This window comes from Butyricimonas sp. BSD2780061689_150309_C8 (assembly GCF_015560935.1).
Lineage (GTDB): Bacteria > Bacteroidota > Bacteroidia > Bacteroidales > Marinifilaceae > Butyricimonas > Butyricimonas paravirosa.
The window spans coordinates 60,469-77,972 of sequence record NZ_JADMSV010000010.1 but is presented as its reverse complement, the minus strand read 5'-3'; the positions used below and the strand labels follow the sequence as shown (position 1 = coordinate 77,972).

The 17,504-nt window shown below is 41.0% G+C and carries 8 protein-coding genes; 7 read left to right on the top strand and 1 reads right to left on the bottom strand.

All coding sequences use genetic code 11. The features are described 5' to 3' along the window. Positions 1-3: 3 nt before the first annotated feature. Positions 4-1,827, bottom strand: coding sequence for a reverse transcriptase domain-containing protein (locus I2I33_RS09850; protein ID WP_007840013.1), 1,824 nt, complete (start codon positions 1,825-1,827; stop codon positions 4-6). A 449-nt stretch (positions 1,828-2,276) separates the two neighbouring features. Here I2I33_RS09850 and I2I33_RS09845 point away from each other — a divergent pair, with 449 nt between their 5' ends. From I2I33_RS09845 to I2I33_RS09815, 7 genes are all read left to right on the top strand, one after another. Next, positions 2,277-3,389: a FecR family protein gene (locus I2I33_RS09845; RefSeq protein ID WP_195666798.1), complete on the top strand. Its 1,113-nt coding sequence runs from the start codon at positions 2,277-2,279 to the stop codon at positions 3,387-3,389. A 73-nt stretch (positions 3,390-3,462) separates the two neighbouring features. Next, positions 3,463-7,035, top strand: coding sequence for a SusC/RagA family TonB-linked outer membrane protein (locus tag I2I33_RS09840; protein WP_087420151.1), 3,573 nt, complete (start codon positions 3,463-3,465; stop codon positions 7,033-7,035). An 11-nt stretch (positions 7,036-7,046) separates the two neighbouring features. Then, positions 7,047-8,510, top strand: a complete 1,464-nt coding sequence (locus I2I33_RS09835) for a RagB/SusD family nutrient uptake outer membrane protein (protein ID WP_087420152.1) — start codon at positions 7,047-7,049, stop codon at positions 8,508-8,510. A 2-nt stretch (positions 8,511-8,512) separates the two neighbouring features. After that, on the top strand, positions 8,513-9,478 hold the full coding sequence (locus tag I2I33_RS09830; RefSeq protein ID WP_087420153.1) for a putative zinc-binding metallopeptidase: 966 nt from the start codon (positions 8,513-8,515) through the stop codon (positions 9,476-9,478). A gap of 1 nt (position 9,479) precedes the next feature. After that, positions 9,480-11,897: a zinc-dependent metalloprotease gene (locus I2I33_RS09825; protein ID WP_087420154.1), complete on the top strand. Its 2,418-nt coding sequence runs from the start codon at positions 9,480-9,482 to the stop codon at positions 11,895-11,897. Positions 11,898-11,908: 11 nt separating this feature from the next. Continuing rightward, positions 11,909-14,239 carry a zinc-dependent metalloprotease gene (locus I2I33_RS09820; protein WP_195666797.1) on the top strand — a complete coding sequence of 777 codons (2,331 nt, stop codon included), beginning with the start codon at positions 11,909-11,911 and terminating at the stop codon, positions 14,237-14,239. A 4-nt stretch (positions 14,240-14,243) separates the two neighbouring features. Beyond that, on the top strand, positions 14,244-17,429 hold the full coding sequence (locus I2I33_RS09815; protein WP_087420156.1) for a prolyl oligopeptidase family serine peptidase: 3,186 nt from the start codon (positions 14,244-14,246) through the stop codon (positions 17,427-17,429). The last annotated feature ends 75 nt before the right edge of the window (positions 17,430-17,504 follow it).

Genomic DNA, 17,504 nt, shown 5'->3' with positions numbered 1-17,504 from the left:
TAATTAATTCAGTCTGATTCTTCGGTCAGGGTCTATCTTTGCATGACACTTTGAGCAGACAGCCAAAGTTTTTCGTCTTCGGGCTATCATTCTCTTTTCCCAGTCGGATTTACCTTTCAAGTCTTTAAGTTTGCGAACGTGATGCATTTCGAGTTTATCGGTAGCACCGCATAATTCGCAGACTTGGAGTTTCAGCCTTTCCATAAGGCTGTTACGTCCACCTGTTATAGAAACTGTCCGTGGAATAGTGTCACAGTAAATATTACCTGCAACCTTTTTGCGTTTGAAACCATCATGATAGAATGATTGATAAAGTGTCTTACCCTTACTATTTTCATATGCCACTTGGAAAACCTTATTCTTTTTATATTTCAGAAGTATTTTCTTTACAGATGATTTGTATTTGTTCGCAAATACCTTATACATGCTGTATGACATAATGTGATAGAAAGAATTGATGACATAGCTATTATTGGCTATTGAGTAGTAATTATAGAACCCTCGGATTTCGGCATTGAACTGACTGACTATTTCCAAGTCATCCAAGTTCAGCATGTACGTTCTGACGATAGATTTCCAAACCTCTTTACCATTGACAACCGCTATTCTTGCGACCTTATAATCAAAGAGTTTCTTCCGCATCGTTTCAAAATTCAGATACAAGACAGGCTTGTGTCCGAATGCCCTAACCGTTCTACCGAACTTATCCTTGCGTAAATCATTACTCCTGCGGATAAATACGTCATATCCGAGAAATTTCGCTGGTTTTTGCGCATTGGTTATCAGCGTCTTTTCGTCTGACAGTTCCAGTTTAAGAGTTTCGTTCAAATAGTTCTTAATATCCTCTTTTACTGTTTTACAGTCTTCCAGACTACCGGTAATTCCAATCAGAAAATCATCTGCGTATCTCACATATTTTAACCGTTTGATACTGCTGTCCATTTCATTACGTGCCGGATAGTTGTTCCGTTCTTCTCGTAGCCGCTTAATTTCAGCGGTCATCTGTTCCCTTACCTTTACATCTTTCTCATTCTTTAGTTTCTTTGCCAGTCGGTATCTCCGCTGTTCGTATAGCTTGTATCGAGCATCGCCTTTTCTCGTTTTCCCTTTATTAAACCGATTGATGTATTCCTTGATGTACTTGTCGAACTTGTCAAGGTAGATATTAGCCAGTATTGGGCTGATAATCCCGCCTTGCGGAGTTCCACTGTACGTTCTATGAAATACCCAGTCTTCCACATATCCGGCATTCAGGAACTTTCTGATAAGCCGCAAAAATCTTTCGTCAGCGATACGTTCCCGAAGAATATTAATCAATACGTCATGATTGATATTGTCGAAGAATCCTTTAATATCGCCTTCAATAAACCATTTCACGGCAGTGAATGTCTTTTGTATATCTATAAGAGCAGTATGACAACTTCGTTTGGGACGAAACCCATGTGAAGTATGTTCAAAACTACCTTCATAGATTGCTTCAAGTATCATTCTAACTACTTCCTGTACCAGCTTATCATCAAAAGAGGGTATGCCAAGCGGACGTTTTTTCCCGTTTTTCTTAGGTATATACGTCCTTTTGGACGGGTTAGGCTGATAAGTCTCATTTTTTAGACTATCAATCAATTGTTCAACTCGGTCAATGCTCATTCCGTCAATGGTTTTACCATCAGCTCCTGCCGTCATGTTGCCTGTCTTGCTGTAAATATTCTGATAGGCTACATAAAACATTTCTTCGTTAAACAGCACTCTATACAGCCGCTCAAACTTATAGTTCAAGTTACCGCTGTGTTTACTCAGACTGTTCAACACATTTTCTGGATTTCTCATGTCTCTCACATCTTCCTTTAAATTGTTAAACTTAATTAGCTGCTCCCTTTCGCCATGTACAGGGCGTTACCCTGCTCAGACTACTATGGAAGCTCCGTTGCCATGCCGGATATTCAGGGGCAGACCCCATAGCCCTACAACTGGCTTTCCGGTTTAGGCAATCCCCGTTTAGAAATTTGACGACTATTTGGCTTGATAGATTGTCGGATACGACTTTCGTCCTTTACTACTTATGGTAGTTGCCTTGCGGTAAGTTTATGCTACTCCTGCTACCTCTCATCAGTGTAGTACCGCAACATGACGGCATAATTCCGAAGAATTATTCAACTGTCTTCCGTCATTGTCCAAGGATACGACTGCTCAGACTATCGTTCAACCAATACAGGCTTTATCCTCATATCTATCATTTTAACTTGCCATTCGGTCGCAGCCTGACAGTTGGCTGACTTATGGCTTTACCAGCGTGCTATGTTCCCTTGTGGGGTTTTCCCCTCCGGTTAGCGGTTGTTAATGGGCATTTTAAACACTTGCCCAGTCGCTTGCCAAAGCGACATTCGTCAAATTCCCTTTACGGGCGCACGAAGTATTCTTCCAAAAAAGCTTATCGTGAGTTTAAGGAAAGAAGGGGACATTCCGGACGAATCAGAATCGTACGTTGGGTTGCTGTGGTTGCCGCCGTGTGGGTGTTAGCATTGGGTGTTACATTATGGATGACTTTTGGGAAGAAAGAAAATGTCGCTCCACTTCCGGTTGCCTCGAAGATTATTCCGGCTGGGGAGAAAAAAGCTACATTGACGTTAGCGGATGGAACGGAGGTTCACGTTGAGGAAATAACCGCACAAATATTGCAGGAGAAGGGGATGAATATTGAATATAGGAATGGGGAGATTGTTTATCACAAAAGTGAAGAAAAAACGACAGAGGTTGTTTATAATAAACTTGAGGTTCCCCGGGGTGGTGAATGTATGATTAAACTAGATGACGGGACGAAGGTATGGGTAAATGCGGAGACAAAGTTGAAATATCCGGTAGCTTTTGTCGGTGATCGTCGGGAAGTGGTTTTGGAGGGTGAGGCATTTTTTGATGTGGCAAAAAACGAAAAACCTTTTATCGTGAAAACTTCTTTTGGAGATGTACGGGTGTTGGGAACAGCCTTTGGAATAAGTGCTTATGCGAGTGAACCGGAAAGTTATACAACTTTGGTAAGGGGCAAAGTGAGCGTTGAGAGAGAGGGGGGGAAGCCTGTTGTTATTTTACCGGGAGAACAGGTAGTAACTTCTAAAGATGGGAAAATGATGAAACAGAAGGTGGATGTTGAAGAGTTCGTGGGATGGAAAGATGGAATTTACGTGTTCAAGGAGAAGAGTTTGGGAGAGATTATGAAAACTTTGGAAAGATGGTATAACATATCCGTGGATTTCCAAGATAAGAGTTTGGTTGATTTGCCATTTACGGGCAATTTGAAACGTTATGATGATATAAATGTATTTTTCGATGCTTTGACTCGTACCGGGGATATGAAGTATCGGGTGGAAGGAAATCAAGTGATCCTATTTAAATAAAAACGAGATAACGGACTACAAATTTCTCAGGTTCGATGTCCATTATCTCATTTAACAAGTAATTTACAAATCTATGAAAAAAAATCCATTCTTGAGGTGGAAAAGGCTTGTAAAATGTAGAAGCTTTTTTCACGTGATGAGTTTAACGCTTATCTTGACATTGGGTAGCTTGTCGGGATATGGAGCGAAAGCCGTGCGAGACACTATTTCTTTGAATTTGCAAGAAGTGAAATTAGAGAGGTTCGTGGAAGTGATGAAACAAAAGACAGGATTGAATTTTCTGTATAATTCATTACTGTTTAAAGATGCGAAACCGATTTCCGTGACTGCAAACGGGGAGAATTGGGAATCCGTGTTGAGGAGAGTGCTAGAGAAGGAAGGTTTCACGTATGACGTGAAGGATGAGATCGTGGTGATCAAACGGAAGGTTGAAAATGATCATGACAAGTTTGTCATTGTTAAGGGAAAAGTTATTGATTCAAAGAAAGAACCACTTCCGGGAGTAACCGTGTTATTAAAGGGAATGACCATCGGAACCGTGACGGATTCCAAAGGAAATTTTTCAATTCGGGTTCCTCAAGGTGTGGATACTTTGATTGTCAGTTTTATTGGTATGCAGACCGAGTATCTGAAACTTGAAAAAGATAAGTTGGAATACACGGTTGTTATGAAGGAGGACGTGACTCAGTTGGGAGAGGTTGTTGTGACAGGCTACCAGGAATTTGATAAGACCAGAATGGCTGGTTCTGTTTCTTCTATTAAAGCAGAAGATTTGCATTTCAGTGGAACTAATACGTTGGAACAGGCATTACAAGGGCGATTACCGGGTGTTGTTATCACAAATACAAGTGGACTGGTCGGGGTACGGCAAAAAACAAGAGTTCGGGGAACTTCGACGTTGTTAGGTAGCCAGGAGCCGATTTGGGTCGTGGATGGGATTATTCAAGAAGACCCACTCCCGTTTGATGCGCAAACCTTTAATAGTGTAGGAGAAATTAATTCAGATAACTTTGATTATATCCGGAATTTTGTAGGTAGTTCAATTTCGTGGTTGAATCCTAGTGATATCGAGAGTATTACAGTATTGAAAGATGCTTCTTCTACTGCAATTTATGGGGTTCGGGCAGCTAATGGTGTAATTGTTATTAAGACAAAACGAGGAAAAACGGGAGCCGCTTCAATTTCTTATTCTGCTTCTTTGAATGTGGCAGAACAGGTTACTTATGATAAATTAGAATTGATGAATTCCAAAGAAAGGGTAGAAGTATCCCGAGAAATTTTTCAAAGGGGTTTAACAGCTTCTTGGACGAATAATAATATCGGTTATGCGGGAGTTTTGAACCAATATCTGAATAAAGAGATTTCCGGAGAAGAGTTTGAGCAACGTGTGGCTAAGTTGGAGACTACAAATACTGATTGGTTCGATATTCTTTTCCGTAATCCATTTAGTCATAATCATTCACTTTCGGTTTCCGGGGGGAGTGAAGATGTACGGTATTACACCTCTTTGTCATATAATTCTACGAAAGGTACTGCGGTTGGAAATGATTCTGAGTCTTACAGTGCGAACGTAGGATTGGATATGACAGTGACAAAAAAGTTTAGGGCTTCATTTACTTTATCCGGTTCTCATGCTACGACGAAAGGATTTACAATTGTTAGTCCTTATGAATATGCCACGAAAACCAATAGATCTATTGCTGCTTACGAAGATGATGGAGATTTGTCTTACTATCAAAAGGAGAGTGGTTATTTATTTAATATTATCAACGAAAGGGATGAATCTGGAACTTCTAATAAGAATTTGTCTTTGAATACGAATCTGAATTTGAATTATGATTTCACAGAATCTTTGAAATTTCAGATGTTGGGAAGCGTGAATATTGCCTCTGTTATTGGAGAATCCTGGGTAACGGAACGGACTGAGTATATAGCTAAAAAACGAAGATATGATTATGGTGCATATAAAGCTGTTGATGCAGAATATAAAAATTCACCGCTTCCTGTTGGTGGGGAGTATAGTCAGGATGAAAATAAATCGGTATCTTGGAATTGGAGAAATTCGCTTTCTTACGATAAAGTATTTAATGGGGTACATGCTTTAACGACGATGTTAGGGATAGAATTGAGTAGTGCGAAAAATACCGGTTTTTCTTCCACTGCATACGGATATTTGAAATATAGAGGAAAGTCGTTTGCACAAGTACCTACTGTATTGATCAATCCGGTTAGTAAAACAGAATATGCGAATGATCTGATGAAAGAATTTACTCGTAAAATTACGGACCGGAAAACGAATCAGTTGGGGGCTTATTTGACTATGAATTATGCTTATGACGGAAAATATGTAGTGAATTTTAGTGTCCGATTAGATGCATCCAATCGTTTTGGACGCTATGCTAATGAGAATTTTAATCCGGTATGGGCCGGGGGACTTCGTTGGAATGTAGCTCGGGAGGCTTGGTTTAGTAAACAGAATATTGTATCTGATTTGAGTTTCCGTTTTAGTTATGGTTACCAAAGGAATATGGCAACCAATTATAGTCCCTCTTTGATTGTGAAGGTTCCGACAACTACTAACGGATTAACGGACTCAAATACAGGAGATGATTTGCTAGAGATTAGTTCTCTACCCTATGAGGATTTACGTTGGGAAAAAACCTCCTCTTACAATTATGGGGTAGATATGGGACTATTTCAAAACAAGATTCGAGTCGGTTTTGAGTATTACATGAAGAAAGGAAAGGATATGATTACCTCCTTGCTGGTTCCTCGAGAATATGGTATTGAGAATATGCCTGTGAATGGAGGTAGTATGGAAAACTCAGGTTGGGAATTAAGTGTAAGTTTTACACCGGTACGGACAGCAAATTTTACTTGGGATATGGGAGTGAACACTTCTAAGAACAATAATGAAATCACGAAAGTGGGGGTGCAGAATCTCTCTTGGAAAACAGCTATTGGTGGTAACTATTATAAGAAAGGTTACCCTGTCTCAGCCTTTTGGGCGTTTGATTGTGATGGGATTGATCAGGCGACCGGTTATCCGATTATCAATTTGGATGTACACGATGGTAGTGATGCGTTAAATGATCCTACGGCTTACATGAAGTATGTTGGAAAACTGGATCCGGATTTCACGGGAGGATTAACCATGTCGTTCAGATACAAACAATTATCCTTGTCAACCAGTTTTTATTTGCAGGTAGGGGGTAAGAAATTTTTGATGGAGGCTTACGGGTCTCAGACTCTTCCTTCCGAGTATGAGAATTTATCTTCCGAATTGAATAAACGTTGGCGACCGGGTGATACAAATGCAAAATTTCCTGGATTACCGGATAAAAATGTGGTAAATATTTTACTTCCAGATACGAAAACATATACGAATGTCTATGAGATGTATAATTATAGTAATGCAAGAGTTGTAAATGCCTCTTCTTTAAAGTGTAATAGTATTTCTTTAAGTTATTCTTTCCCGGAACGATTGGCAAAACTTTTATGGGTAAAATATGTTAGTGTGGGGGCAAGTATATCTAATCCTTTTACCATTGCCAGTAAGGATTTTAAAGGACGGGACCCGGAGGTTGCTACAGGTGCGCAACCGATAACTAGTTCCTATTCATTTAATCTTAATGTAACCTTTTAATTGATCTGATTATGAAAAAGAATTCATTTTACATATGGTTGTGGGGGATACTATTTATCTGTTCTTCATGTCATGATTTTTTTAAGGAATCGAGTCAGGATTTGATAAAACCATCTTCAATAGAAGATTTACGCTCAGTAATGTACAAGGAAGCTTATCCTTATCAGTTTGCATCGGATAATTATTTGATGTTATTGACAGATGAAATACAATGTAACGGATTGTTGAATGATAAATATGGAACGCAACATGAAAACGGGACTCCGATATTTACGTTTAACCCAATGATGTTTGATGGTGGGGAAGTATTCCCGGGGGATGATGTTAATTCGTGGAAGATTTATTACGAGAAGATTAAAGGATGTAATGTGATTATTGACTACGTTTCCGAGGTGTCCGGAACGGAGCAGGAAAAGAATGCATTATTGGGGCAGGCAATGTTATTGCGCGGGTATTATCATTTGAAATTAGCGATGATTTATTGCCAAGCCTATAATGTTTCGGGAGTAAATCCGGAGGTAACATTAGGTGTACCTCTGATGTTAACAATGGATTTGACAGATGAGTTCCCAGAACGACCTTCTTTGAAAGTGTTATATAACCAAATAGAGAAAGATCTTTTGGAGGCAACTTTATTATTGGAAGAGAACTATACACCGGAGAGCGTGTACCGAGTTGGAGATATTGCCGCTTATGTGCTGCTTTCCCGTTTTTATTTGTTCCGTGGTGGTGAAGAGGATTGGGACAAGGCTATTCAATATGCCGGAAAAGCAATAGAAGAAGGTCCGATGCTTTCTCGTTTGTCAATATTTTCTGGAACAGATAAAAGTATTTATGATAGTGATGTGAGTTCTGAGGTTGTTTGGTGTTATGGGAGTAAATCCTTTCGGGCTCAAAGTGCCATTTACTTTGTGACAGTAGGATATCAAGAAACAGTTCCTTGGAGTATCTCAACTGAACTATTAGGGCAGTATGCCCCAGATGATTTGAGAAGTAATGTTTATTTTAGTTCACAGCTTGTGAAAGGAACTTATGGTAATAAAATAGGGCACAACTCTTCCTATGGTGGCGATCATGGTATTCGTATGGCGGAAGCTTATTTAAACAGGGCCGAAGCACTAACCCGTCGTTTCCAGGTGAAAGGGGATGGAAATGATCGAGTACAAGCATTAAATGATTTGAATACATTGAGAGAAACTAGGTATGCTACCGGGACATATGTAGCGGAAGAAATAACGGATGCTCAAGATCTATTAGACTTTTGTCTGAAAGAACGTAGATTGGAATTGTGTGTGGAAGAAGGATTTCGCTGGTTTGATATAAAACGTTTTGGCTTGTCTGTTACCCATAAATACATTGATAGCGGAGGGGTAGAACGTGAGTATGTGTTGGAGAATAATTCTTTGTTATACGCTCTACCTATTCCATACGATGCAATAGAACGGAATTATAAATTAAAACAAAATCCCAGATAATTATGAAATGGAATAAATCTCTCTATATAATACTGTTACTACAATTAGTATTTGTCGTTTCTTGCTACAATGAAAAGGAGTTGAAACCTTCGGAAATCACTTCTAGTTATTCGGTTCCTCAAGGAACACATGATTATGATGATGTGATCGTGGATATTTATAATCAATATGGTAGTTGTTTGTTATACAAATATACGGATAAGGATACTTACTGGACTCCCTCCGGATGGATGAACGGGAGTTTAGGAGACAATGGAAGTCAAGGATATATTATAATCCCGGCTGAAGAGGAGTATGTGGGGCAACAAGTGGATTTGATTCAAAAAGCGTGGTTCGCTTCTTATTCTGATGAATTCCTGAAAGAATTTTTACCCGTAAAAATTATGCTTTGTTCTGATATTGATTCTGTGTATATGGAGTGGGATTTTTCCTCTATACCTGTTAAACAGACCTATAAAGGGAAAAAAGTAAAGGCGTGGTACAATTATGACAATATATGTGTGTCTTATGGTAGTGAGGCCGTGATGGGGATGACAAAAGTGGATTCATTGGAATTTCGAAGGAAAATGAGTTACACTTTTGTAGAAAGTATGATTGGAAGAAAGAAAACAGTACCAACAGAAGAATTTGAGGATGTTACAAATTATAAAACAGATGGTATTAGCTATATGAGTGCATCGAATTTGTGGAAGTTAGGTGTTCCACGTTCTGTAAGTTATAATGTGACAGTAGAAAATGATTGGAAGAGTTTTTTGCTAATGATGGTTACCTGTTCAGAGGAGTTTTTGACCCGGATTCCGGAATATAATAGTGATTGGGATTATACAGAAAAGAATTGGGATGGTATCTTGAATCCGGCAAAAGATGTAAACGGTCTTTTGAAAAAGCGGTATGATATGGTGCGGGATTATTTTATCGAGAATTATAACATGGATTTGCAAAAAATAGGCAATGAATTAAATCGTTAGTATGAAATATTTGTTGATTATATTGTTTTCCCTGTACGTATTAAGTAGCGGGGCTGGGAATCGTGTGATTCAGAAAGAGGATGAGAAAGAGGTGTCTATAGATGAATTTATTCATAAAGATACCCCGAAAGATGCTGGGTTCTTTCATGTTTATGTGCAGGATGGAAGATATTATCTGGAAGTACCAGATGATAAACTTGAACGGGATATTCTGGTGGCCGTAACGATCATAAAGGGAACGGCACAGAAAGAGCGGAGTACGGATGCTCGTTTTGGGTATGGCGGGGACTCCGTGTATGATCGGTTGATTCGTTTTATCAAGAATCAGGATAGAATTGAAATTGTATCTCCCCAGGTATTTTACCTGGGAGATACTCCCGCCTTGTATGATGATTATATTAAAAATGTGATATCTCCCGTGATGTATTCTTTGGAGATTAAAGCCAAATCTGCCGATAGTTATTTGGTAGATATTACCGATTTGTTTCTGAGTGATTGCGATTTGTTCTCCTTGAAAGGAGCGAAGGTTGCCTTGAAATTAGGCGGTTATCAGCAGGAGCAGTCCTATGCTTTGGATGTAAAAGCATTCCCGGAAAATATAAACTTCCGTTCCATGCGTGGTTATGCTGTTGACGGGGAAGTGAAGGATGGCGGGTACACTTCTTCTCTTTGGGAGGTGGGGGCGTCATGGTATCTTTTACCAGAGAAACCGATGAGACAAAGAATGTTTGATGATCGGGTGGGGTATTTTACCTTCGTGTTGGATGGGATGACGAAACGGAATGACCAGATGGAAAAAGTGGCATTTGCAACCCGCTGGCGTTTGGAGCCGAAACCGGAGGATATGGAGAAATATTTGCGGGGAGAACTTGTGGAACCCGTGAAGCCGATTGTTTTCTATATTGATCGGGCAACTCCGGAATATTTGGTGCCTTATTTTATAAAAGCGGTAAATGCGTGGCAGGGTGCTTTCGAGAAAGCCGGATTCAAGAATGCGATTTACGGAAAGTTAGCCCCCTCGCCGGAAGAAGACCCTGAATATAGTGAAGGTGATATTCGTTATCCGTTAGTATCGTACAAAGCCTCCCCGATCCCGAATGCTTACGGTCCGATGGTGTTTGACCCTCGATCCGGGGAAATTATTACCTCGCATATTGCGATATTTCATTCGGTTCTGGATTTGTTACAACGTTGGTATTTCGTGATGTGTGGAGCGGTTGATTCCCGTGCAAGAGAATACCCTCTAAGCCATGAGGTAATGGGAGAACTGGCGGCAACCGTGTTGACTCATGAAGTGGGACATACGTTAGGACTTCGGCATAATTTTATCGGTAGTACGGCCTATCCGGTGGATAGTTTGCGTAGCAAAGCTTTTATCCGTGAACATGGCTTGGGAACTTCCATTATGGATTATCAACGTTTTAATTATCTGGCACAACCGGAAGATGGTTTGGAACCGCAAGATTTATTGCCTCGTATCGGGATATACGACGAGTTCGCGATAGAATGGGGGTATCGTTGTTTTCAGGAGACAAATAATCTGGTGGAAAACGATTTGAAGTTACGTGCTTGGGTGGATGCAAAGCGGAAGGACCCGAAGATGTTCTATATCGTGGAAACGGATTATAGTGATCCCCGGGTACAATCTGAAGATAGCGGGGATGACATCATCAAGGCGAATCGCTTGGGAATGAAAAATTTGAAATATATCATGGAGCATCTGGAAGAATGGACGAAAACGAGTGATCCGGATTATTACGCTTTACGAAGACGCTATCTTTCAGTGTTGAGTCAGTACCAGAATTATGTGAACCACGTGATTCGTTACGTGGGTGGTAGTTACACGGATAACCCGACGAGGGAGGAAGAAAGTTTAATGGTGTATCAACCTGTACCTAAGGAAAAGGAAGAGGAGGCACTTGCTTTCTTGGAAGAATACGTGTGTCGGGAACCGGAATGGCTTTTTCGGCCTAATTTGATGGAAAAGACCGGAATTAATTTCGAATATTATGAACAAGAACCGGCCAATAAGGTGATAACTAAAATGTTATTAAAGTATACGATATTACATAAAAATCGGCAATTAAACCCGGATGGTTTGACCATTGACGAGTTGCTGGATCGTATGTACGTGACTCTCTTTGAAGAAAAGGGCCGGAATGGAGAATTATCTCGGTATGACAAGGCATTGCAAAAGGGATTCGTGCAGGATCTTGTCGTGAACGGGGAGAATCCAACGACTTTATTAAATGGGGTTGGGGTTCGTATCAAGCAACTGGTTTCGAAAATAAAACAATATGCGTTGACCGCTTCGGAGGAGGGACAGGATGCGTTGACGGTCAGTCACTACAAAACACTTTATAATTTTATTACTCTGTGGGAGAGCGGAAAGAATAAATCATTGATTGAATTGAACTAAATATATTAGGAATGAAAGTATTGAATGTATGTTTGTTACTGATAGTAACTTTATTGATGTTTCGTCCGGTTGTTGCGCAAAATAATGCAGAACCGATGACATTCAGTCAGTTTAAGGAACAGAAAGATTTACAAATAGATAACGGTTTTTACACGGTTTATCGTTTAGGAGATAAATATTACCTGGAGATTCCGATGGAAGGAATGGAAAAAGAGGTTTTGATCACGACACAAGTGGTGCGGGGATATTCGGCTTTTCTTTCCGAGGCCTCTGGAGTTGTCCGGTTTTCGATCGGGAAAAACAATCGGGTTCAAGTGATTCGTAACCGGGTTACGGATGTTGCTGCGGATTCAACAGATTATTGCATGGCGAATGCGATTCGAAAATCAGGACTTGTACCAGTAGATTTTACCTTGCCGATAGTGGCTTGGGGAGAAAATAAGCAGTCGGTGATTATCGAGTTGACGAACGAATTGAATAATCCCGGAAGTGGGTTATTTAAAGTGAGTTCTTATAGTTTATTAAGCCATCCGGATCCTAATCTTTCTGGAATTGACGGTTTCCGGATCTTGGATCAAGGGGTAGTCTTCTCTGTGACACGTACCCAGTCGGATTATTATGCGAATCCTCAAATGCAACAGGGATCGGATGTCGCCTCTACTTTTACATTGGAAATGGTTATTCAGCAACTGCCAGAACATTCCGTGACCTTGAAAGCCAACCATCCGGCTTATGGTTTTGAAACAATTGGGATTACCGAATATGATACCAAGAGATACGTGGCCCGTAAAAAAGAGTATATACAGAGGTGGCATCTTTCGGCTCCCGTGAAGGAGTTGAGAAAACAGAAGAAAGGTTTGACTATTGAACCGGAAAATCAGATTTGCGTGTACATCGATCCGATCACCCCGGCTCCTTTTGTTGAGAGTATTAAGAAGGCCATGCAACAATGGGAAAAAGCATTCGAGAGTGCCGGATGGAAGAATGTCTTCCGTTATAGTTCGGAGGCGAAAGATGCAGCCTTGACTTACCGGACGATTCTTTTCCGTTGGGGAAATGCTTTTAGCGATGTTAATTCTTCCATGATTACCAATCCTGTGAATGGTGAAATATTATGTGCCCGAATTAACGTGATGGATGCCATGGCAGATGAATTGTTAGGTACTTATTTCTTGCAATGTGGGTGGCTGGACGGGAGAATCCGGAAGGATCTTCATAGTTTGGGGGTACGTCAAGATGTGTTGACCGTTCAACTGGCATCGATTTTGGCCAAGGTATTGGGAATGAAACCTAATAAAGCCGGAAATACCGTTTTTACCCCGGACAATATTCGTTCCGAGAAATGGTTGAATAAATATGGAATATCGGCATCAATTACTTCCGGTATGGTATTTAATTATCTCGCTCAACCGGGTGACCGGGTAAGTGTCAAGAATCTTTTCCCTCGTGTTTCCGTGTATGATTATGATGCGATTAACTATGCTTATGGCAATAGTGATGCCTTACCTTCCATGCGGGCGGCTTTCTATGCCCCGGAGGATAAATGGGACCCCTATGCTCAAGACGGTTTCTTGTCAAATGATATTTTGTCGGCAAGTGTGAAAGGCATCGAATCGGTACGGGAGATTTATCCTCAACTGGGAGAATGGATGAACCAGTTACCGAAAGATCAGAATACATGGAAAAGTGTATCCGATTTCTCGCTGAAAACGCTTGCACTATACCAGACTTATCTGACTCAGATTGTGAAATTGGTGGGAGGTCGTTCTATTCGTCCGGTCATAAAAGGAGTGAATGAATCTCCGGTTATTTATGTCCCGAGAGAACTTCAGGAAAAGGCTTTACAATATTTAGAGACAGAAATTTTGACACAACGTCCGGAGTGGGTTCATTCCAAAGAGATGCAACAAGCGGGGACATACGATATAAACCACATGATGGTAGGATTGGCCGAGAAGATCACGCAACATTTTATAGATCCGAAAGTCATCACTTCCCTCGTGGCGGCAGAAAGTGCATACGGGGAGAAAGCGTTCACGGCGAAAGAATTATTCGCTTATGTTGATCGGGTTATTTTTGAAAATTTCGATACCCGGAAGGCTGTTACTACCTATAAACAAGGAATACAGGCTTATTTCATTTCGGATTTTGCCCGAACAATGGCACAGAATAACATCTCTTTTGGCTTGGGAAACGAGTCTGCGGGAGTTCTTCATGCCTATTTCGTGGAACTGGCGAGAAAAGTGAAGGAATTGAGTGAAACTCACCAAGATTCCCTTACTCGGGAAAATTACCGGGTGATGCTGATGCGAATGAACCGAGAGTATTTTGATAAACAATAAGGATATGAGAAAGATTTTATTTTTGCTTGTAGGACTGTTGGCATACTGTCAGGCAGAGTCACAAAACAGGGAAATCGAGTTTGAAAAGTCCACTTTGCAGGATGCTTTAAATAAGGCTACTGCCGCGGGAAAAATGGCTTTCGTGGATTGTTACACGGAATATTGCGGCCCTTGTAAGACAATGGCGGCATTGGTTTTCACGTTGGATAGTGTTGCCGACTTTTTTAATTCCAATTTTGTAAATGTTAAATTGGATATGCTGTCGGAAGATGGGAAGCAATATGCGGATAAGTACAAAATCGGAGCCTATCCTTCTTTCCTACTTTTGAATGGTAAGGGTGAGTTGCTTTATAAGTTTGTCGGGGGAAAATCGGCTGATGTGTTTATGGCCGAAATTAGAAAGGGGATGAAACCTGATAACCGGGTGAAATCAATGGATGATACTTACGCCACGGGCAAGTATTCCAATGATTTTTTACGGGAGTACGTGCAGTTGAAATTGCAGTTGCTTGAGAAAGGGGAAAGCCTTAGATTGGGGAAGGAGTATTTCGATAAAATTTCGCCAGAAGAACGTTTACAACCGGAGAACTGGTTCTTGTTTGCGGATCGGACTCTGGGCGGAATCAATAGTGCGAATATGCGGTACTTGCTTGAGCATTGGCAGGATTTCGTGAGGGTACAAGGAGAAGAAAAAGTATATGAACGAATTACAGCTCTCTACCGGGATATGACGGAATGGGTGTTACAAGGTTGGTATTTTCGGGATTTTGAACGTAATCCGGATGATTTCGTGTACTATCGGCAACGGATTTCGGCAATTCCTCTGCCTTGTCAGAATGATTACGTAGTTATGATGGACGTGGCGAAAGCGGTTGCATTAAATGATTCCTTGACGGTTCGGGGACTTCTGGAAGATCATGTTGCCGATTTTAGCAATGAAAATCAACAAATCATGTTCGGTGGGATGGGATGGTTCCCTTCCTATAACGGGGTATATCATGAACAGTTATTGGAAATTGCCCGAAAGGTGGTTCAAGGTGGTTCAACCTCTAATTTGGCCAACTATTTAAAGACCTTACTTAATCCGGATGAGGCATACGTGGGCGAGAAATATGACGTGCAGAATCTGAAGGATAAGATTGGTTCCACGATGATTGTACCTTTCTTTCACCCGACGAAACCATTGTTTTGGTACTCTTACGAGAAACAACCGGGCGAGAGAGCGTATTATGCCTATGACCCGAAGGAGGGGAAACGAGAAGTATATAACTACCGAATTATAGATAGTTTGGTCCGGGAGATATTGCCGGGGGAAGAAGAGAGAATATATTATAACCCGGAATTTGATGATAACGGGTTGGTAGCTAAATTAGAGGTTGGGGGAAAGATATTCGTGTTTGATGCCAAGAATAGGGCTTTGATTCCTTCTGAACGCAAGAAATATCCTTCTATTCGTCCGTATGGGGTGTCTCCCGATCTGAGATACGAGTTAATCGTGAAAGAGTATAATCTTTGGTTGGAAGATAAAGAGCAAAAAAAACAGGTACAACTGACTTTTGACGGGGATAAAGATTACGAGTTTGAAACGGCAAATACCGAATGGTTGTCGGATGACGGGACTTTTTATCTTACAAGAGAAGATAAACGAAATATCCGGATGTTTCCTCTGGTGTATTCACTTCGGGAACCGGCACCGACAGTCAGCGAGTACAAATACGAATTACCGGGAGATACCGCTGTTTTAAAACAGGAGTTGTTTATCGGGAACGTGAAGACGGGGATGTTTAAAAAGGTGGATGTGGTGAAATGGCGGGGGCAACTATTGGAAGTGCTGAAAGTGGCAGATGTACAGGATCGGGTCTTTTTCATCCGTAAAAAGGGGACCCGAAATGAATTTGAATTATGCTCGGTTGATGCGAAAACAGGGGAAGTAAAGGTGATTTTGCATGAAGTGAGTAAACCATATCTGAATGAAGAGTTATTTAGTTGCCGGGTGTTGAATGGAGGAAAGGATATTCTTTTGTGGTCCGATCGTTCTGGATGGGGACATTATTATCACTATGATGGTAATGGCAAGTTGCTGAATTCGGTGACTTCCGGGGAATGGACAGCGGGACGCATAATGAAGATTGACACGGTGAAAAAACAGATTTATCTGTACGGGTTCGGTAAGGAAAAGGGGAGAAACCCGAATTATACTTATTTGTATCGTGTGGGTTTTAATGGAAAACGATTGACCTTGTTAACCCCTGAAAATGCAACACATAGCACGTTTGTTCATCTGGGAGGAGGTCTGATCGTGGATAATTTTTCCCGTATAGATACGATACCACAAATTTCCGTACGTGATATAAACGGGCGCTTGCTGACTGTTTTGGAAAAAGCGGACGTTTCTCATTTGTTGGCGTATGGTTGGAAGTACCCGGAACAGTTTACCGTGAAGGCGGCTGACGGGAAAACGGATCTTTACGGAATTATGTGGAAACCTTATGATTTTGATCCTAGCAAGAAATATCCGATCGTGTCGCAAGTATATCCGGGGCCACAAACGGAAACCGTGTGGACGGATTTTACCGTGCTGGATCGTTATAATAATACGGCTTTGGCACAAAGGGGGATTATCGTGGTGTGTTTCGGACATCGGGGCGGTTCTCCCTTCCGGGACAAAGCGTACGCTACCTACGGGTACGGGAATTTACGGGATTATGCGTTAGCGGATGACAAGGCGGGATTGGAACAATTGGGACGTAAATATTCTTTTATTGATACGAATCGGGTAGGTATTTTCGGACACTCGGGGGGTGGTATGATGGCTTTTGCTGCAATCTGTACTTATCCTGATTTTTACAAAGTGGCTGTGGCCTCATCGGGTAATCACGATAATCGTATTTATAATCGTACGTGGGGAGAGACTTATCAAGGAATCGGGGACGATTATAAGTTTACCGTGAAAACGAATCAGAAACTGGCAAAATACTTGAAAGGTCGTTTACTTCTGGTGACAGGAGAGGTGGATAATAACGTGCATCCGGCTAACACGTATCGGGTGGTGAACGAGTTGATTTTGCAAGGAAAGGATTTCGATTTGTTGATCTTACCGAATCAAGGCCATGCTTTTGAAGGACCTTATAAATCTTATTTCGAAAAGAAGAAAAGGGATTATTTCACGAAATATTTACTGGCTGAATAAATTGTAATACGAATCGTGTAAGTGTGAAAGGAGATTTCCGGTAAAGCGGATTTCTCCTTTTTTAATATCGTGGGA